General features: G+C 48.3%; 15 protein-coding genes and 1 pseudogene. 2 read left to right on the top strand and 14 right to left on the bottom strand.

The window, feature by feature from the left end; all coding sequences use genetic code 11:
* The 7 genes and pseudogenes from ACR0QE_RS10875 to ACR0QE_RS10845 all read right to left on the bottom strand — a co-directional run.
* Positions 1-1,267: pseudogene (locus ACR0QE_RS10875) on the bottom strand (hypothetical protein); the annotation flags it as partial.
* Positions 1,268-1,284: 17 nt separating this feature from the next.
* Positions 1,285-2,985, bottom strand: coding sequence for an ATP-binding protein (locus ACR0QE_RS10870; RefSeq protein WP_432628375.1), 1,701 nt, complete (start codon positions 2,983-2,985; stop codon positions 1,285-1,287).
* 275 nt (positions 2,986-3,260) lie between these two features.
* Positions 3,261-4,196 (bottom strand): M14 family metallopeptidase, encoded by a 936-nt coding sequence (locus tag ACR0QE_RS10865; protein ID WP_432628374.1) that lies wholly within the window; start codon positions 4,194-4,196, stop codon positions 3,261-3,263.
* Positions 4,193-5,131 carry a M14 family metallopeptidase gene (locus ACR0QE_RS10860; RefSeq protein WP_432628376.1) on the bottom strand — a complete coding sequence of 313 codons (939 nt, stop codon included), beginning with the start codon at positions 5,129-5,131 and terminating at the stop codon, positions 4,193-4,195. Before ACR0QE_RS10860 ends, ACR0QE_RS10865 begins: the two co-directional genes overlap by 4 nt.
* Before the next feature lie 72 nt (positions 5,132-5,203).
* Positions 5,204-6,025, bottom strand: a complete 822-nt coding sequence (locus ACR0QE_RS10855) for a transglutaminase family protein (RefSeq protein WP_432628373.1) — start codon at positions 6,023-6,025, stop codon at positions 5,204-5,206.
* Positions 6,026-6,042: 17 nt separating this feature from the next.
* Positions 6,043-6,714: an alpha-E domain-containing protein gene (locus ACR0QE_RS10850; RefSeq protein ID WP_432628372.1), complete on the bottom strand. Its 672-nt coding sequence runs from the start codon at positions 6,712-6,714 to the stop codon at positions 6,043-6,045.
* A complete protein-coding gene (locus tag ACR0QE_RS10845; protein ID WP_432628371.1) occupies positions 6,696-8,021 on the bottom strand; it encodes a circularly permuted type 2 ATP-grasp protein in 1,326 nt (441 codons plus the stop codon). Before ACR0QE_RS10845 ends, ACR0QE_RS10850 begins: the two co-directional genes overlap by 19 nt.
* Before the next feature lie 191 nt (positions 8,022-8,212).
* On the opposite strand from ACR0QE_RS10845, the gene ACR0QE_RS10840 reads away from it, so the two are divergent.
* Complete coding sequence (locus ACR0QE_RS10840) at positions 8,213-9,088, top strand: LysR family transcriptional regulator (protein WP_432628370.1); 876 nt, start codon at positions 8,213-8,215, stop codon at positions 9,086-9,088.
* Between the two features lie 262 nt (positions 9,089-9,350).
* Here the strand turns inward: ACR0QE_RS10840 and ACR0QE_RS10835 are convergent, their stop codons facing one another.
* The 4 genes from ACR0QE_RS10835 to ACR0QE_RS10820 form a co-directional block, all read right to left on the bottom strand.
* On the bottom strand, positions 9,351-9,596 hold the full coding sequence (locus tag ACR0QE_RS10835; RefSeq protein WP_432628369.1) for an HPr family phosphocarrier protein: 246 nt from the start codon (positions 9,594-9,596) through the stop codon (positions 9,351-9,353).
* A gap of 359 nt (positions 9,597-9,955) precedes the next feature.
* Complete coding sequence (locus ACR0QE_RS10830; RefSeq protein WP_432628368.1) at positions 9,956-10,843, bottom strand: MBL fold metallo-hydrolase; 888 nt, start codon at positions 10,841-10,843, stop codon at positions 9,956-9,958.
* A gap of 309 nt (positions 10,844-11,152) precedes the next feature.
* Positions 11,153-12,433, bottom strand: coding sequence for an SLC13 family permease (locus ACR0QE_RS10825; RefSeq protein ID WP_432628367.1), 1,281 nt, complete (start codon positions 12,431-12,433; stop codon positions 11,153-11,155).
* A gap of 76 nt (positions 12,434-12,509) precedes the next feature.
* Positions 12,510-13,361 carry an MBL fold metallo-hydrolase gene (locus tag ACR0QE_RS10820; RefSeq protein ID WP_432628366.1) on the bottom strand — a complete coding sequence of 284 codons (852 nt, stop codon included), beginning with the start codon at positions 13,359-13,361 and terminating at the stop codon, positions 12,510-12,512.
* 302 nt (positions 13,362-13,663) lie between these two features.
* On the opposite strand from ACR0QE_RS10820, the gene ACR0QE_RS10815 reads away from it, so the two are divergent.
* Positions 13,664-14,620: a LysR family transcriptional regulator gene (locus ACR0QE_RS10815; protein ID WP_432628365.1), complete on the top strand. Its 957-nt coding sequence runs from the start codon at positions 13,664-13,666 to the stop codon at positions 14,618-14,620.
* A 132-nt stretch (positions 14,621-14,752) separates the two neighbouring features.
* On the opposite strand, the gene ACR0QE_RS10810 is transcribed toward ACR0QE_RS10815, so the two are convergent.
* The 3 genes from ACR0QE_RS10810 to ACR0QE_RS10800 form a co-directional block, all read right to left on the bottom strand.
* On the bottom strand, positions 14,753-15,820 hold the full coding sequence (locus ACR0QE_RS10810; RefSeq protein ID WP_432628364.1) for a tripartite tricarboxylate transporter substrate binding protein: 1,068 nt from the start codon (positions 15,818-15,820) through the stop codon (positions 14,753-14,755).
* 126 nt (positions 15,821-15,946) lie between these two features.
* Entirely contained in the window at positions 15,947-17,455 is a 1,509-nt protein-coding gene (locus ACR0QE_RS10805; RefSeq protein WP_432628363.1) for a tripartite tricarboxylate transporter permease, read from the bottom strand.
* 12 nt (positions 17,456-17,467) lie between these two features.
* Positions 17,468-17,965, bottom strand: coding sequence for a tripartite tricarboxylate transporter TctB family protein (locus tag ACR0QE_RS10800; protein ID WP_432628362.1), 498 nt, complete (start codon positions 17,963-17,965; stop codon positions 17,468-17,470).
* Positions 17,966-18,237 lie beyond the last annotated feature (272 nt).

Below are 18,237 nucleotides of genomic sequence, written 5' to 3'. Positions count from 1 at the left end.
CAATCTTACTGTACTCGACGGGGAAGGTGTAGGAAACTTCCTGCCACGGGCAGTTCGCATTTCCGCGGAAATAAAACTTCACCGTCATGTCCTTGGTCGCGGTCTCCGGAAATTCACCGATTCGGAAGTTATCGCTGTAATCCGTCAGGCGGTATCTCGTTCCACCCACATCGACATAGGCATAGAGCGAACAGAGCAGTTTCCATTTTGTGAGAACTGCGCCCTGATAGAGCGTCTCCGCTGAATCATCGATACACGGAACCAGAATAAGCTTTGCATTCTGTGCCTTCTCATCCGACGAGATTCCTGAATTTGGAAAAGACGGGTAAAGTGTAGTGTCTCCGCTGAAAGACGGATCCTTCGGCAGCTGGGGTTTTTCTGATTTGTCCGGATAGTCCGGATCACTCAGATTAGAGTCTTTTCCCTCTGTCGGGTTATTGTCCGGAGCCGGAGCAGGACCCGGTGTGTCGGGATTTGACGGATTTGGATTGTCCGGGGTATCCGGTACTGACGGATTTCCTCCCTGATTGTCTTTTCCTCCCGTTTCCCCGCCGCCAAAGTCTCCACTAGAACCTCCCGATCCATTCTCCCTCTCACTGTCCGTCTTTCCGTTCACTGTCGTCGCGCCTGACGGTTCTAAAGGATTCTCATTTCTGCCGTCCGCCGATCCTCCCCCCGCATTTGCGACGGAGACGCGCTCTGTCTGTGCATCTTTATCCCCGCCGGAAACCAGCATCATCGCACCGCTGTTTCCAAGATCAGAGAAATTCCTGTCGGAGGTATTTGCATCTGCATAATCCGGCATCTGTTCCACAAGAAGATTTCCGGAATTTCCGATCTCCTTCTTCTGTTCATCCATCGTGACACGCGGAGATACATCCTGCATCTCCTGACCGGTCTTATCTTTTGCCTGAGGATCTTTCTCGAGCATTTCATTGTCCGAGGAGTCCTTCTCCGGCAGATTGTTCTTCGCATAGCGGTCACTGTCGGCAAAAGAAATCTGGTTTCCCCGAAGTTCCTGACGGCTCAGGAAATATTCCGGATGAAAAAGTGCTCCTGCCTGATACTCTTTCCAGAGCATCGCAGAACCTCCCGCAAGAATTGCAAGGGAGAGCGCACCTGCCACCACTTTTCCATTCGGCATTTTTCGCTTCCCGTCACTCATCTGCTCTTCCTGATTTCCAGTCTCTCCACTCTTTTTTTGCTCCGGTCCCATCTCACCCGACGGTCCACCCGCTTTCTTCTGACCGCGCTTTTCTTCTCTCATCTGATTCACTCCCCGACTCATTTTCTTTTCATCAGTATCTTTCCGATCTCTTTTTTCATCTTTTCAAAATCAATCGGTTTCGAGAAATGTCCGTTCATTCCACTCTCCGCTGACAATCGCTGATCCTCCACAAACGCATCTGCCGACAGTGCAAAAATCGGAATCGTCTTTGCATCCGGACGGTCCATCGCACGGATCTCTCTTGCCGCAGTTCTTCCGTCCTTGACCGGCATCTGAATATCCATGAGGATAAAATCATAAGTTCCCGGCGCACACGCCGCAAACTGATCCACAGCCTGTTTGCCGTCTGCAACCGTATCTACCTTTGCTCCATCCATCTCAAGAATGCTGACTGCAATCTCGGCGTTGACCTCATTATCCTCTGCCATCAAAATGTGCATACCCTGATAGTCAAACAGTTCCGCTGCACGCTCCTCCTCGAGCGCCTGACTGCCAAGATTCTGATCCTCTGCAATCGGCAGAGTCAGATAGACCGTAAAGTCGGACCCTCTTCCCTTCATGCTGTCAATCACGATCTCACCGCCCATCAGCCGCACGATCTGGTCCGTGATCGCCATGCCGAGTCCCGAACCGCCATACTGTCTCGCGATATGGCTGTTCTCCTGCTCAAACGGGCGGAAGATTCTGCTCACAAAGGAGGCATCCATTCCGGTTCCCGTGTCATGCACACGCATCATCAGGCTGACTTTTCCGCTTTCTTTCAAGAGCTGGCGGAAGACTACGCGAATCTCTCCGCTGCTCGTAAACTTGGACGCATTGGAGAGGAAATTTACAAGAACCTGTGACAGGCGCAGCTCATCCCCGATCACCCAGTCGAGATCAAAATCCTGCATTTCAACCGAGAAGGCAACTCCCTTCGCCTCGATATTCTTCTGGAACATCGCTCTGAGCTGATCTGCCATCGCGCAAAGGCTGAACGCTTTCTTCTCGAGTTCAATCTTTCCTGCCTCAATCCGGGACATATCGAGAATATCGTTGATGACAGATAACAGATACTGGGAAAGCTGCTGGGCACGCTCGATATAAGGCTCCGCCTCGTGACCGTTCAACTTTCCGTGTGCGAGCGTGAGCATACCGATGATTCCGTTCATCGGAGTACGGATCTCATGCGACATATTGGACAGGAAGGTCGTCTTTGACTGGCTGACCTCCTCCGCCTTCTCGAGTTTCTCCTCCGTCTGCGTAATCTGATCGCGGTACTGCGTGATGTCCACGAAACGGAACCAGTCATACTCCCCGTCCCGGCTTCTCAGGACACGGATCCGGTACCAGCCCCCTTCTTCTTTCAGGCGGACTTCCATCTCGAACTCTTTTTCGCCGTCCCACTGCTGATACGCCTTCCAGAACTTCTTTCCGAAATTCTCTTCCATCCGATCCAGAAAACACGTCAGATCCGCCTGCATCTCTTCTTTCGTCACACGGAACACGGAAGCAAAACTCTCTGTCTGAAATTCCGGGTAGCGGTCTTTCCGGCGGATCAAAAGTTCCGGTTCCCGGTCACGCTCAAAGAACAGTGTTTTTGTCTGCCTGTTTTTCTTTCCGCCTCTGCCCGCATGAAGGTTTCCATATCGGCGCTCCCCACTCAGACTCAGCCCGGCAAGCAGCAGACAGACTGCTGCAAAAACCTCTACACTAAAAATAACTGCCGGAATCCGATAACTTCCCAGCAGCTGCAGAATCTGTATGAGTTTCTCCATTTATCATTTCCTCCGAGTATGCGGTCATGCACGCTTCTTTTTCTTTTTATTTTTATCTTCTAACTTCGTATCTTTTTATTTAAGTCCACATTATGCTTCCATATTAGTATTAGTATACAATAATTTTCTGCCGCTGTACAGTCTTAGATCGTCTCAGATCTCTTCAGAAATCCTCAGAAATCCCTTGAATCTGCAAAAAATGTGGCAGGATTTTTCTGCACACACTCACTGCGTGCTCTCCTGCCACATTTTTCATAAAATCTGAATGTCAATGTCTACTCATGCAAACGACGGATAATCTTGAAAATGATTGTTCCCTCCATCACGGTCGGCGCGCTGTGTGCAAAGAACACGATTCCGTCCGTCGGCGAGAGGATCTGGCTGATGACCTCACCCTCAAGCGGATCGATGATCGACGCGAGCACCTCTCCGCGGTGCACCTCCTGACCCGGATCGACATGTCTGCGGTAGAGTCCCGGAAGATCATTCTTCACATTCGTCAGATCATCCTCCCTGAGCACGCTCGCAATGTAGCCGCTGTGACTCGTGTAACGCAGAATTCCCATCCTCGTCAGGAAGCGGAGAACCGAGGCAACCGCCATTCTCGCCGACGGCTCATCGATGTAATCCGTCGCACTTGTATAGACGGAGAATGCGTTTGTATTCCAGATCTGCCAGTTGTAATTGAGCGTCGCCGTGTCAATCGGCTTCGGCTTGCGAATCACGACATAGGGCAGTCCGAAGAGGTTTGCAAGGCTCGGATTCTGAAATCCCGTCTCCATCATACGGATGTGGGGCACAAAGTCTCCCGGAATGTAAAAGCTCGGGAACTGGATTCCATAGCTGTAACCCTGAATCGCCTCAAACACTCCGCCCGCAATTCTCTGTGTCGTCTCGCCCTCGCTGTATCCCGGAAACATCCGGTTGATGTCGGTGTTGTCCGTCGCCCAGAAACGCTTTCCGATGTTCATTGAACTGTGGTTGACGGAAGGAATCACAAGGATCTCATTGTCGTGGACAATCGCTCCCTTCTCCTCGAGTTCCTTGAGCGCTTTCACAAGCTGAGAACAGATATAGAGCTGCTGAATCTCATTTCCGCGCATCGCTCCGACGATACATGCGGACTTTTCGCCTTTGCCGAAATGAAACCCGTAAACATCCATGTCATCCCGGTAGCAGTTTTTCAGAGTGAAAATTTTTTCTTTTCTCATTCGTAGTCACCTCCCAGGACACGCGCAATCAGAGAACCACAGGACACAACCGGATACTCTCGCAGAGTAAAGAGCATTCCGTGGATCGGCGCGCGCACCTCCTCCTCAACCGTTCCCTCAAGCGGATTTAAGATGCGCCCGATAAGCTCTCCCTCCTGTACATTTCTCCAGTGTTCCACGCAGGGCACAAAGATTCCGGGAGCTCCGGCATTCAAAAAGCCAACCTCCCCGTCCTCCGACACGATCGGCTCTTTTGACTCCTTCGTCTCGCCATCCCAGATTCCGAGATCTTTCATCACACAGAAGATTCCATCCGTCAGCTGGTGACAGAAGCTCTCTGTCAGACGCATTCCCACACCCATCTCCACAACCACCGTCGGAGTTCCGATCGAGTTTAGGCTGTGGGCGAGTGTGGACTCAAGAACCGTTGCCGCCGCATGTACCCAGACGAAGTCCAAGTTCAGCCGTCTCGCAAACGGGAGCAGCCCTTCCGCCACATTGACATTGATTCTCGCCTGCGGGATCTCTCTTAAGAAAATGTTGCTCGCATGGATGTCGAGGCAGAGATCTGCACCTGCAATGTCCTGCACAATTTTTGCCGCAACGTGTTCTGCGACACTTCCGCTCTCATTTCCCGGGAAAATCCGGTTCATATCGAGATCAAACATGGGAATTCCCCGGGAAATCGAATCCACGCCAAGAGGATTTAACGCCGGATAGATCTCCACCCGGCCCTTTAAGCACTCCTTGTGTTCCCGGATTCTCCGGTTGATCTCATAGCAGACATACTGCCCCTCAAGCTCATCTCCGTGGGTTCCGGTCACAATGCAAATCCGCTTTCCGCTTCCGTCATAGCCATCCGGCTGCAGCACATGCTTTTTCACGCGAAGCTGTTCGTCCACCGCAAGTCCGACCGAGACCACATCCCTCGTCATCTCTTCCATTCTTCTGTCCTCTTCCATTCTGTCGTCTTTTTTCCGTCATCGCTTTCGTTTCCCGTCCCTTCTCTAAGCGTCCGGTTTTCCCACGATGTCTCTTTTGTCTGTCTCTTTTTCAACTTCTTCTACTTTTACATAAATCTGCTGTGTCTGAGATGCAAATCCCACAAAACATCCGCGGTCCACCGCTCCGTCTGCGAAATCTCTCCCCTGAGAAAGACGGATATAGGAATCTCCTGCCAGACAGTCGTTCGTCGGATCAAGCCCGATCCAGGCCCCATCCAGCCAGACTTCACACCACGCGTGCGTTGCGCCCTCGCCGATTATCATTCCCGCGACATAGCGCGCTGCAATCCCGGCAATCCGGCAAAGCGCAATCAGGATGTGTGCATAGTCCTGACAGACTCCTCTCCCATCCAAAAAGGCCTCCGCCGCCGTCGTCGCGGTCGTCGTCGCACCCGGGACATACTGCATTTGCCGGTGCAGACGACTCATCAGAAACCGGACATCCTCAAATGTCTCCAACGGCTTTCCGAGCATCCCTTCCGTCTCTCTCAAAAAGGTTCTCATTCTCTCATCCGGCATCGTCCGAACAGACGGAAAGCGGTACATCGGATGAAAATCCGTGCACCGTTTTTCCGTCTTCTGCACCATTCCGTCCGCCTTAACAGTAAAAAAGTGGTGCGGTCCACGAATCACTCCCGTGTATCCCGAATTCCCGAATCCATCGCTTGAGAGAAAAAGGGAAATCTCCGGCAGCACCTCACAATGATAGGCAAGCAGATGCTGATTTTCATTTTCGATCGGACGGCAGCGAAGCAGAACATGATGGTCCCGCACTTCCCGGTCCAGATTCAGCGTCATTTCATAGTGAAAACGCAGCTTCTTCAAATCATCACCCCTGTCACTCAGAAAACTTTCCACAGCGCATTGATCGCATCGTAATAGCGGGATTTCCAGTCTTCTCCCAGATTGATAATCTCAGACAATTTATCTACCTCTGACAGATTATACCCAATCCGGATTTTATGCAAGCGGTTTAAGAATTTATTGTATTCTTTTTCAATCTGACGATACGGATAATCGAGGCGCATGTACAGATCCAGACGCTCCAAATATTTTCCGCACTTGATGATATTGCGGCACTCCTCATCTTCCACGTTGTCATCGAGGCAGCCCCAGAATGCGAACAGATCGTCGATGACCGGCTGAAGATCATAGACTAAAGCCTGGGAGTCCGAGGCATGTTCCATACAGTCCAGTGCCATCTGGATGTAGGAGAGCGTCTTGCTGCTGAGCTCATCCCGGAGCACCACTGCATTGTCGAATGCGCGGAGCATATTGCTGTACACGGAATTCGGGTCATTCTGGGAGAACAGGTAAGTACGGATAAAATCCTCCTTATCCTTGTACACCATCGGAATCGCCAACTTCTCACAGAACGTCTTGTACACATCGTCCTCAATATCGAGCATCTTGTCATAATAAGTAAAAAATGTATTTAATGTCGTGAACACCCGCTCCGTGTAACGTCCAAGCCAGAACAGATGATCCGCCTTTTCTAACGAGATAATACCCATGTGTCTTTAAAGCCTCCTCCCTGAGATGAATTTACCACAAACGAATCCGGATTTCTCGAAAATCTGGTCAGACCGCTCGGCCAGACCATCGTCTTCTCCCCGGTCAGCACAAAGGCCCGCAGATCTGCCTTTCTCGGCACGAGATGCTCGCCATTGCTGCTGTCATCCACAATGTCAAGATCAATGAAATCAATGACTTCCTGTGCAATGAAACGGCGCGGTTCATTTAAAATAATCTGCCGGAGTTCTTCAAGCTTTTCTGCACTCAAATCACTTCCGAAGACAACTCCGTATCCGCCGGCCTCCGAGACATCCTTGACGACAAGCCGGTTTAAATGCTCGAGAATAAAGTTCCGGTCCTTCTCATAAAATGCCAGATACGTCGGAGCATTCTTTAAGATCGCCTCTTCCCCGAGATAATATTTGATCATATGGGGAACAAAATAGTAAATGCCCTTGTCATCCGCAACTCCATTTCCCGGCGCATTAATCAGTGCCACATGACCGCTCCGGTAGACATCCATGATGCCCGGCACACCGATCAGAGACTCCGGCAGGAAACACATCGGATCTAAATACTCATCGGAAATCCGGCGGTAAACCGCTCCGACCTGAAGCTGTGCCCCTCCGTACTGGCGGTAATAGAGATAATTGTTCTCCACAAACAGATCCTGCGGCATCGCAAGAATCGCTCCCGAGCGCTCTGCAAGATAAGAATGTTCAAAGAACGCTGCATTGTAACGCCCCGGTGTCAGAACGACATTGATTCCGCTGGTATTGACATTGTCCATCATCTGTTTGAGCATCGATGCATAGCCGCGGTTATCCTCGATGTGATTGTTCACAAAGGTCCTCGGAGAAGCACGGCGTGTCAGCTCTCTCGCAATCATCGGATAGGAGGCTCCTGACGGGATTCTCAAATTGTCCTCGAGAATATACCACTCTCCATCCTTCGCCTGAACCAGATCAATTCCCGAAATATGGCTGTAAATCTTCTTCGGCGGAACAATTCCCTCGCACTGCGGCAGATATCCCTTTGAAGAAAAGATAAAGTCTTCCGGAATCACCTTGTCTTTTACAATTTTTTTCTCTCCATACACATCTGCAAGAAATGCATTCAGCGCATCGACTCTCTGCGTCAGGCCTCTCTGCAGAAACTCAAATTCTTTTGCCGAAATGACTCTCGGCATCGGATCAAACGGAAACAACTGCTCATGGAATTCGTTGTTTTTGTAAATTCCGAACTTCACTCCGTACCGTGCCATCAGCCGGTTGATTCCCTCTCTGTGCTCAATCAGTTCTTTCATCAGCGCTCTCCCCTTTGTTTTTGTTCCGTCGCAGTCTCCTACAAACAAGAAAAAGGCGCTCTGGGAGACCCAAAGCGCCTTTACTTTACAAAGTAACTATACAACGTTTTTTTTAATTTGTCAATTTTTCCATTTACAACGTCCTCATTTTCTGATAAAATATTTTTAATTTATAAGGAGAACTAATAACCATGGATATCAACTACGAATTATATAAAGTATTCTATCATGTCGCCAACACTCTGAGCTTTTCGGAGGCCTCCAAGCAGCTCTTCATCTCCCAGTCTGCCGTGAGCCAGTCGATCAAAGTCTTAGAAAAGAAACTGAATCAGCCTCTCTTTATCCGCAGCACCAAGCGCGTTCAACTGACCCCGGAGGGAGAGATCCTGCTCAAGCATATTGAACCTGCGATGAACCTGATCCGTCAGGGAGAAAATCAGCTTCTCGAGGCAAACACCTTAAACGGCGGTCAGCTCCGCATCGGTGCAAGCGACACAATCTGCCGTTACTACCTGCTTCACTATTTAAAGGAGTTCCATCGTCTCTATCCGGGCGTGCACATCAAGGTCACCAACCAGACTTCGATCGCCTGTGCCAAACTCCTTGAATCCGGTCAGGTCGACTTTGCAATCACGAACTATCCGAACTCCGGTCTATCAAGCAGTCATAACGTCCGCGTGATCCGGGAGTTCCACGACGTTTTTGTCGCAAACGAGGAGTATTCTGCCCTGCGCGGAAAGAGTGTTTCCTTAAAAGAACTTCAGACTTACCCGATCCTCATGCTCGACCGCAAGAGCACAACAAGCGAATTTCTGCACAGCATGTTCCAGCGCCACCAGCTCGACCTTGTCCCGGAAATCGAAATTTCCAGCAACGATCTTCTGATCGATCTTGCAAGAATCGGCCTCGGAATCGCCTTTGTGCCAGACTACTGCATTCCGGAAGATGAGCAGAATCTCTTTATTGTCAACCTTGAGGAAGAACTGCCGACGAGACAGATGGTCGTCGCACACAATGAAAACGTGCCGATTTCTCAGGCGGCACGGCAGTTTATGGAGATGCTTTAACTTAACCAGAAAAGCAGCAATCACATATTGAGGAATTCGGAGAAGATTCGATCATATAAAATAGATAAATAGATAGATAAATGGCGACGACGGCAGAGAAAGTCTCGCAAACACGCTCTCGCTCCGATTCTCAACGTAACGGTGCATAAGGTCGCAAAATACGCGACCTAAACACCGACGTTTCAAACGGGTTTGCTCAATCTTTCCTGCCTTACGTCGCCCTCCTAATACGCCTAATGGATATAATCCAAAACCATACATCTTACGCAATTCTTGAATGTTTCTCTGGTGCAAGCTCATCCAAAACTGCCTCAAACTCCGGATTCTCTCCGTACATTCTCACAGTCAGATCCTTGGTCAGATCCAGGCTGCAAACACCTAAGATAGATTTTGCATCAATCACAACACGGTTATAATAAACATCAATATCAAAATCGCATTTTCCTGCCGCTGTTACAAACGCCTTTGCCTCATCCAATGTTGCCAGTCTGATTTTTCTTTCCTTCATAATAAACAACTCCTTTTCTAATTGAAGAAATTATGTCATTACTGTACAACGCATGAACAGTAACATCATGTCTACTGGTTGTGAAAGGTATATCACGTTTCCGAGTCCATGTCAAATTTCAGTGTGTGTGCGCAGACCCCTGATTTTATGGGAAAACTGTACAAATTCCGGTACCGGTTCCATCTCGTTTCGCTCTTTTTTCGTTCTTTACAGATTCTTTACCGAAATTTTGCAGAAAAAAGCCTGTACAAATTCGGAAACAAGTTCAAAAAAACCGCCATTTTTGCAGAAAAAAGGCGGTTTTTTGTGCATAAAAGCTCTCTGTTTTTTTATTTTCTTGTCCCTGATTGCGATACAAATTAATTCTGTGCAGGATCTGCCATCAGCTTTTTCAAATCATCGTACTTCATCTGGAGATAATTCTTCCACGCATTCTCATCGACAAATGGATTCGGCGCCTCCGGATGATCGATCATAAACTGTCTCTTGTTTAAGAGATCAACATTGACACAATGATTCGGCATAAAGATATCGACTTTCTCATCGATCACTTTCTTGATTGAGTGCAGATACGTCTCTCTCATCGAATAACTGGTATCTCCGATCTCGATCAGATAATCTTTCTGAAGCGTATTGAATCCAAAGCCTCCGTAATATCCGACACGCTTCGTCTCCTTGCCATCCGTCACATCAAAAAAGCAGGAAATCACTCCCTCTGTGTGACCCGGAGCCTCATGGAACTCTACTTCTGTGTTTCCAAATTTGATCGCATCTCCCTCATGGATCTCCACATCCGGAACAAAGAGCTCGTCCATGTAGTCGGTACTCTCCTGCACGAGTGCAAGTTCCGGATGTTCACGAAACATCTTTGCGTCCCGTGCGCCAAGATAAATCTTTGTTCCAAACATCCGCTTAAAGAAATTAACTGCTCCGATGTGATCCACATGGCCATGTGAGAGAACCAGCCACTTCACATCCGCCGGGTTAAATCCCATCTCCCAGATTGCCTGAATCAACATCGCGGTCGCTCCGTTTCCGCAGTTTCCTGCATCAAACAAAAGAAGTCCCTCTCCGGTATCCACAATGTGAGCACACACCCAGCTGTCGCCCACATAATACAGATTTCCGTACATCTGAAAAGGCTTTACGTAGCGGGATTCCTGGTTGATCCAGATCCGCGCCATCGGATTTTTCCTCATTTTCTCCTGACGTCCCAGATACTCCTCATACTCCGATTTCATCGACATAATTTTTCTCCCCTCTTCTACTTCTACTGTTTTTGCTTATCGATTTTTAAAGTTTAAAATCGGATAACAGAATTGTCAATCCATCTCTGATTGTTTCTTTGCTCTTTTTTCTGAATTTCTGTCTTTTATGCTCCAATGGCTGAGAAGGATTCCTGCTCACCTAGCTGTAAAATGAGCGCATCAAAATCTTCTCAGCCTGAGTTTATTTCCTATTCAATTTCATGTCTGCAAAAACTTATCGCGTGATTTTCCATATAAACATAAACTCTGTTTTTGCGCATCATAATTGCGCCATGATTCTGTCTGTTTTTAGTACAGCGGATACATGAACTGGGCGGTCAGCGCACAGGTGATAATTGCCAAAAGCATGTACGGAACGGTAAATTTCAGAACTTTCACCGGGTTGTATCCACCCGCTGCAAATGCAACAGCCGCCTCGCCGGAACCAGACGGGAATCCGAGTGCAAACATGTTTGCAGTACCGATGATCAGCACAACGCCTCTCGGATCCCAGCCACCTGCCAGACAGATCGATGCCGCAATCGGGATCAGGACTGCCTGAGTTGCCGTGTTGGAAAGGAAGGTTGTCATCACAATCGTTGCTGCGGAGAAGACGAACATTACCATCATCGAGCTCGGATTTTCACCGAGGATTGCCAGAACTGCATTTCCGATCAGATCACCTGCACCTGAGGAACCAAGTGCATCTGCGACAACCAGAACGCCTGCGATCATCCAGATCATGTCAACAGTCATCGCCTTTACTGCCTCATCCGGCTTCATCACCCCACCATAAAGCAGAGCGAGAACACCCATGCCAGGTGCCAGATAAAGAAGATTTCCGGTCCACTTGTTCAAGATCATTAAGAGCATAACAATTACAAACACTGCATAAACATAAACTTCCTGTCCATGGGTAAGAGCAGCTGCTTTCTTAGAGTCCTTCAGAGCACTCTTATCGACATCTCCATCATCCTTCGGCATCAGCTTCCATCCAAAGATACAGAAACCTGCCAGAACGATCATCGACGGAATTGCAAAGAAGAACGGGTCCATCATCGTCAGCTGCATGGACGGATCAGAGATGATTCCCTCATAATAGCCATTGATCTGTGCAAAGGTGGATGCTCCGAGACCGATCGGGAAACGGAATTTCCATGCACACAAAACACCGAGCAGAGGAAGCAGAAGTCTTTTTGCGGTCACATCACCGGTGTTTCCGAGTGTCATCAGAAAGACGATCATAATACTGATAACTGCCGTACTCGGAATAAACTGTGCAAAAACCATACCAACAATGTAGAACATCAGGATCAGGGCAATTCCGCTTTTTCCCTTCATGCTCTGCATCATCGTGCCGATCCGCGCGACGAGGCTCGTCTTTGTGAGTGCCGCACTCAGTGCGAGCATCAGTGCAATCAGAACAACAATCTTGTTTCCAAATCCGGTAAAGGCTGCCGAAAGTTTCAGCACTCCCGTTGCAGCAAGCACAATGCAGCAGGTCATCGTCGTCACACCAAATGGTACTTTGTGCCAGACGAACATCACCATCATAAACAGTGTCACCGCAAGTACAATATACATTTCCATACACTTCTCCTTTGAAAAATCCCTGATACTTTGTTTCTTTTGTCCCCAACTCCAACTAAGTATGTTCCGCTTAGTTTTACTTTTCGTTCTCTTTTTCCATCACCACGCGAACCTGACGCACTCTCTCATCGATGAACTGCGCCCAGATCGTATCATCAAGGAATGGCTGGCTCTTATCCGTGTACTGCCCTGCACGGTCCACGATCTCGATCTGATTCGGATGGCTCGGAAGTGCAATATCCACATGAATGCTGCGGATTTTCTCTGCGTCATTTAAGAAACGCTCTCTCAGATCCGGCGTCAGATAACGGCTCGTCGCATAGTACTTGTTGTTCATCGTGTTGGCGCCGACACCACCATGCATGCCGACCACATATTTCTCGCCGTTTGCCGGATTGGTCACGGTCCAGAAAAAGCTCGTGCAGCCGACGGTGTGACCCGGTGTCAGCATTGTGCGGATCTCCACATTTCCAAGGCGGATCGGCTCCTCATCTGAGAAGAAACCATCCGGCTCAAACGGCTGTGCGTGATCGTCCTTGTCGATCGCGATCGTCTCATCCGGACATGCTTTCATAAACTCCCAATCCTCCTTGGACATGTAAAGAGGTGCTCCGGTCAGCTCTTTCATCGCCCGTGCTCCACCACAATGGTCAAAGTGTGCGTGGCTGATCAGGATCATCTTGATGTCCTCCGGTTTATAGCCGAGACGATAAATGGAATCCACAAGCATGTAAAGGCTCTCTGTGATTGCCGTATCAATCAGAATCAGTCCGTCTCCGGTGTCAATCAGGTAACAGCCAACCCAGGTCTGACCTGCCACATACCAGGTCTGCGGGGCTACCTGAAACGGTTTGATCGCCAGGGTCCACGGCTTATATGCCAGTGTCGCTACCGGATCTTTTGTCGGTGGTGTGCATCGAAATCCCATGTGAATACTCTCCTTTTTCCTAACAAGATTTTTATCCATATTCTTGTTATTTTTACTATTTTCTTTTCAACAACGTTGTTTTTTTGATCTGTTTTTATTATAATTGTCCTAATAGCTAAATACAACTTATTGAAAATTATATTTTCTCTAACTATTTATTAGATTAATTTGTTAACAAATTTACGGAATCTTTGCTTTCAAGATTTGAAAAAAGGAAAGAAACACCAGATCAGCTGCTACAAGAATGCAGCATCTCTGCTGGAATAAAAAAATAAAAAGAAGATAGAGAGGGAATAAAGAACATGGATCTTCATCAGTTAGAATATATTCTTGCGATTGAACAGGAGAAAAGCATCTCCCGGGCAGCGGAACGGCTGTTTCTCACCCAGCCGGCACTGAATCAGCAGTTACTGCGCCTTGAGAAGGAACTCGGAGTTCCCCTCTTTGAGCGCCGCAACCGGACAATGATTCCCACCTATGCGGGAAAAATCTATCTTGATACTGCTAAAGAAATGCTCTCCATGAAAAAAGAGACATATAAGATCATTCACGATATCGCCGAGGAGAGACGCGGTGAAATCTCAATCGCCTACACCCCGGAAGCGGGATCACGGATGTTCTCAAAGATTTATCCGGTCTTTCATCAGAAATATCCGGATATCACGTTTGAGATCCACGAGGCCCGTGTCAAGGAGATGGAACGCCTGATTCTTCAGAAGGTTGTGGACTTTGCCTGCAATTCCTACTATGAGCGGAGTGTCCACCCGGATCTCGAATACATCAACATGGATTCCGAGTATATGGTGCTCGGCGTTCCATCCTCTCACCCTCTCGCCCATCTTGCCGAAGAAAAAAGCTGGGAGACCCTGCCCGAGATCGATCTTTCGCTGTTTCGGGACAATTCCTTCATTCTTCTCGGGAAAGAGACTCGAATGCGTGATATGATCGATCTGTGCTTCTCAAACGCCGGATTTTCCCCGAAAGTTCTGTTTGAATCCATCAGCACGGCGACGGTCATCAGCATGGTCAAATCCCAGATTGCTCCGGCGTTCTTTCCACAGTCCTACGTCCGCCCGAGTGAGGATATTGTCTATTTTACGGTTCCGCCGAGACTCCGCTGGATGCGAAGCATCTCATTTTTGAAGGGCTCTTACCTGACAAAGCCGGAAAAGTATTTCATTGCACTTGCCACCGACTATGTGCGCGGACAGTTGGATAAGAGTCTGGGATTACAGAACACAATTTCATCAATTTTCTAATTTTACACATAAATCGACACTCGCAAAGGCTTATTTTTACCAATACAAAAACCCCGCAAGCGGAATTTCCACCTGCGGGGTTTTCGGATTTCATCATCAAATTTTCAGTTGATTCTCAAGCTCTAAATCTTTTTACTTCTCTACGCTGTCAGCGATCTCTTTGATTGTGTTGTAGATTTCTTCGTCGTTCTTCTCAGAATCTGCTGCGTTTAAGTAGTACGGCATCATATCTACATTTGCAATTGCTTCCTGTGCCTTCGGATCGTCAAGGATCTGCTGAACGAGGTTCTCATACCAGGTAATGATCTCATCGGAGGTATCCTTCGGGAAGTAGAAGGAGAAGTCACAGTCCGGATATACCAGATCTACGCCCTGCTCTTTTAAGGTCGGGATGTCCTTGATCAGGTCATAGCGCTCTTCGGTCGGAGCACCCAGGCAGGTGAACTGGCCAGCGGTCAGATAATCCTTACAGTTGATGTATGCACCCGGCATCAGATCTACCTGACCGGAAAGCATTGCAGCGATCTTATCAGAGTTGGATCCTACATCTACCAGATCCAGATCGATGCCTGCCAGCTTCTCAAATGCAAGCAGCTCATAGTAGGTGTATGCACCAACCTCGGTACAAGCCTTTAACTGTCCCGGTGCTGCCTTTGCTGCTGCGATGAAGTCATCCAGATCTTTGTACTTCTCAGAGTTTACATACAGCTGCTGTGCCGGATCCTTTGCGAAGGTCGGTCCCAGCTTGAATGCGGTGTAGTTGTAGTCGGTTACACCTGCGATGTTTGCAACGTTTACAAGGTTATGGCCATACAGGAAAGTCGTGCCATCCGGCTCTGCGGAAAGTACCTGGTTTGCTGCTACGGAACCAGCTGCACCGTTTGCGTTTACTACGATGAAATCAACACCCGTCAGCTCTTTTGCATACTGAGCAAAAACACGAGCGGAAAGGTCGGTGTTGCCGCCTGCGCCTGCCGGTACGACGATGGATACGGTGGAAGCCGGCTTCCAGTCGCTTGTAGCAGTTGATGCGGAGGAATCTGACTTGCTCTCGCCGCTCTCAGCCTTCGTCTCTGCTGCGGAAGAATCTGCCTTTGCTGCCGCCGTCGTTGCGGTTGTGCTGTCAGCTCCGCCGCTGCATCCTGCAAGACCCATTACCATTGCTCCTACCAGTGCTGTTGCCAGAAATCTCTTTTTCATAGTTGTAGCTCCTTTTCCCTTTATATAGTTTTTGTTGCTTATCTTTATGATGACTGATCTTCCAATCAGCCATCATATCGTTCTCAGTTCATGAAACAAATACAAACTCAACTCAATTCAACTCAATCAGCCCATTGCTTTTTTCTTTGCGTAGAATGCTTTCAGCTCCTTGAATACGGACCAAACCAGAACACCTACTGCAACGAAGAAGAATGCATCGAAAATCGGTCTTGTGAAGAATGCTCCGAAGGACTTGTACTGCATGATACCACGGCGCAGGTAAGTCTCAAGCATGCTGCCGATCAGGAAGCACAGAACGAACGGGGTCGTCGGCAGTTTAAACTTGTGGAAGAGATATCCAACTACACCGAAGATCAGGATCGACTGTACATCAAAGATACGGTTGTTTGTTGCATAAGCACCTACACAGCACAGAACCAGGATCAGCGGAAGCAGGATGTGCTTCGGAACTTTCAGTACCTGTACAAAGCCCTTGATACAGGTCCACTCTACAACCAGCATGATCAGAGTACAGATGATACATGCAGCGAAGATTCCGTATACGACATCACCGTTCTTTACGAACAGCAGAGGACCTGCGGACAGACCGTGAATCAGGAAACCACCAAGCATCATTGCGGTTACGCCATCACCCGGGATACCAAGTACCAGAAGCGGGATCATTGCACCACCGATTGTCGCATTGTTTGCAGACTCAGTTGCTACGATACCATCCGGGCATCCTTTTCCGAACTCTTCCGGATGCTTGGACATATTCTTAGCAGTTACGTAGGAAAGCATTCCGGAAGTAGAACCACCGATTCCAGGAAGAATACCGATTCCGGTTCCGATCAGTGCAGAACGGAAGAAGTTCGGAAGGTGATAAACAAACTCTTTCATGCTGAATCCGAATCCCTTTACCTTGTTGATCGGGATTGTCTCAAGTTTTCCGTTACCCATTGCCTCAGCAGTGATCAGGATATCCGAGATTGCAAAGATACCGATCAGGGTAGGAAGGGTATCAAAACCTGCCATCAGGTTCGTGTTTCCAAAGGTAAAACGCGCGGTTCCATCGATCGGAGCCATACCGATCAGGGTGAACATCAGGCCGAGCATACCAGCTAAAAGACCGCGGATCATGTTTCCGGAAGAAAGGATTGCTACCATCGTCAGAGCGAAGAAGCAGATACCAAAGTTCTCAGCCGGAGTAAATTTCAGTGCCACATCTGCCAGAAGCGGTGCACAGAAGGTAAGTACCAGGAAGGAGAAAATGGAACCCAGTGCAGAGAACACAATTCCAAGTCCTAAAGCCTTCATTGCCTCACCCTTTTTCGCCATCGGATATCCATCAAACGTCGTTGCGATGGAAGATGCCGTACCAGGCATGTTCAGCAGAATTGCGGAAATCAGTCCACCGGAGATACCTCCGATGTAAACAGCTACCAGAGTGTTCATACCGAGGGACGGTGTCATCGAGAAGGTCAGCGGCAACATCAGTGCCACAGCCATCGAAGCGGACAGTCCCGGGATGGAACCAAATACAATACCGATTGCTACGCCGGCGATCATCAACAGAATGGATGCCGGGTGCATAATGCTCACAAATGCATTTCCCAAAAGTCCTAATGCCTGCATCTCTTTCGCCTCCTACAAATTAATTGAGAAAATTCCTGCCGGCAGAACGATCTTAAATCCATAACGGAACAGGAAGAATACCACCAGGGTAAACACCACATCGATCACTGCAAGTCCAATCGCCTGCTTCTTTCCTCTCTCGTCGTCCGGGGAAAGAACCATCATCTGGCAGAACAGGAACACCAGGGTGGAAAGAATGAAACCAACCGGCTTCATCACAAACACGTAGATCAGCATCAGAATCACGCTCTCAAGCACACGCTTGTAATCACAGTCCTCCACGTCATCTGCCTTTAACTCCGCGTTGTGCATCTTAAAGTTCTTGATGCTCAAGAACGTAAGCGCTGCTGCAAGTGCAAAGGTAATTATACCGATGACCATCGGCATGAATTCCGGTCCAACCTCCATAACCTTTGACTTCGGGAGCATCTGCGCCATCACCATCATTGCTGCGGACAGTGCCATGAAAAAGATACCGACTACAATGTCTCCATACTTCTTGAAAAACATCTCCGTTCCTCCTTTCTCAGTGCCATCACTCGACTCCTCCTTTGTTGATGTCTTCATGAGTTCATGTTTTGTTTATGAATTATTTATACCAAATTCACGAAAAGATTGCCAATATTTATTCTTTATTCATAGAACTATAAATGAGCAAATTTGAAAAATTGCACAAAACTACGCCACGGTCTTTACAAAGGAGTCAAAATCATTGCATTCCCTTGCACATTGATAGAGGACTCGATATTTTTCCATCTGGATTATGTCACTGATCTTGTGAT

Origin of the sequence: Brotaphodocola sp. (genome assembly GCF_050873065.1) — a bacterium.
Taxonomy (GTDB): Bacteria; Bacillota; Clostridia; order Lachnospirales; family Lachnospiraceae; genus Brotaphodocola.
Note: the sequence above shows the minus strand (reverse complement) of the source record. Positions and strands in the feature narration are given on the sequence as shown.

Coding starts and splice junctions, on each gene's coding strand:
- ACR0QE_RS10825 (WP_432628367.1), bottom strand. CDS start 12,433: ATGGAAATGTATATTGTACTTGCGGTGACACTGTTTATGATGGTGATG.
- ACR0QE_RS10815 (WP_432628365.1), top strand. CDS start 13,664: ATGGATCTTCATCAGTTAGAATATATTCTTGCGATTGAACAGGAGAAA.
- ACR0QE_RS10835 (WP_432628369.1), bottom strand. CDS start 9,596: ATGAAGGAAAGAAAAATCAGACTGGCAACATTGGATGAGGCAAAGGCG.
- ACR0QE_RS10800 (WP_432628362.1), bottom strand. CDS start 17,965: ATGTTTTTCAAGAAGTATGGAGACATTGTAGTCGGTATCTTTTTCATG.
- ACR0QE_RS10860 (WP_432628376.1), bottom strand. CDS start 5,131: ATGACGAGGGATGTGGTCTCGGTCGGACTTGCGGTGGACGAACAGCTT.
- ACR0QE_RS10805 (WP_432628363.1), bottom strand. CDS start 17,455: ATGCAGGCATTAGGACTTTTGGGAAATGCATTTGTGAGCATTATGCAC.
- ACR0QE_RS10820 (WP_432628366.1), bottom strand. CDS start 13,361: ATGGGATTTCGATGCACACCACCGACAAAAGATCCGGTAGCGACACTG.
- ACR0QE_RS10870 (WP_432628375.1), bottom strand. CDS start 2,985: ATGGAGAAACTCATACAGATTCTGCAGCTGCTGGGAAGTTATCGGATT.
- ACR0QE_RS10845 (WP_432628371.1), bottom strand. CDS start 8,021: ATGAAAGAACTGATTGAGCACAGAGAGGGAATCAACCGGCTGATGGCA.
- ACR0QE_RS10850 (WP_432628372.1), bottom strand. CDS start 6,714: ATGGGTATTATCTCGTTAGAAAAGGCGGATCATCTGTTCTGGCTTGGA.
- ACR0QE_RS10810 (WP_432628364.1), bottom strand. CDS start 15,820: ATGAAAAAGAGATTTCTGGCAACAGCACTGGTAGGAGCAATGGTAATG.
- ACR0QE_RS10830 (WP_432628368.1), bottom strand. CDS start 10,843: ATGTCGATGAAATCGGAGTATGAGGAGTATCTGGGACGTCAGGAGAAA.
- ACR0QE_RS10840 (WP_432628370.1), top strand. CDS start 8,213: ATGGATATCAACTACGAATTATATAAAGTATTCTATCATGTCGCCAAC.
- ACR0QE_RS10865 (WP_432628374.1), bottom strand. CDS start 4,196: ATGAGAAAAGAAAAAATTTTCACTCTGAAAAACTGCTACCGGGATGAC.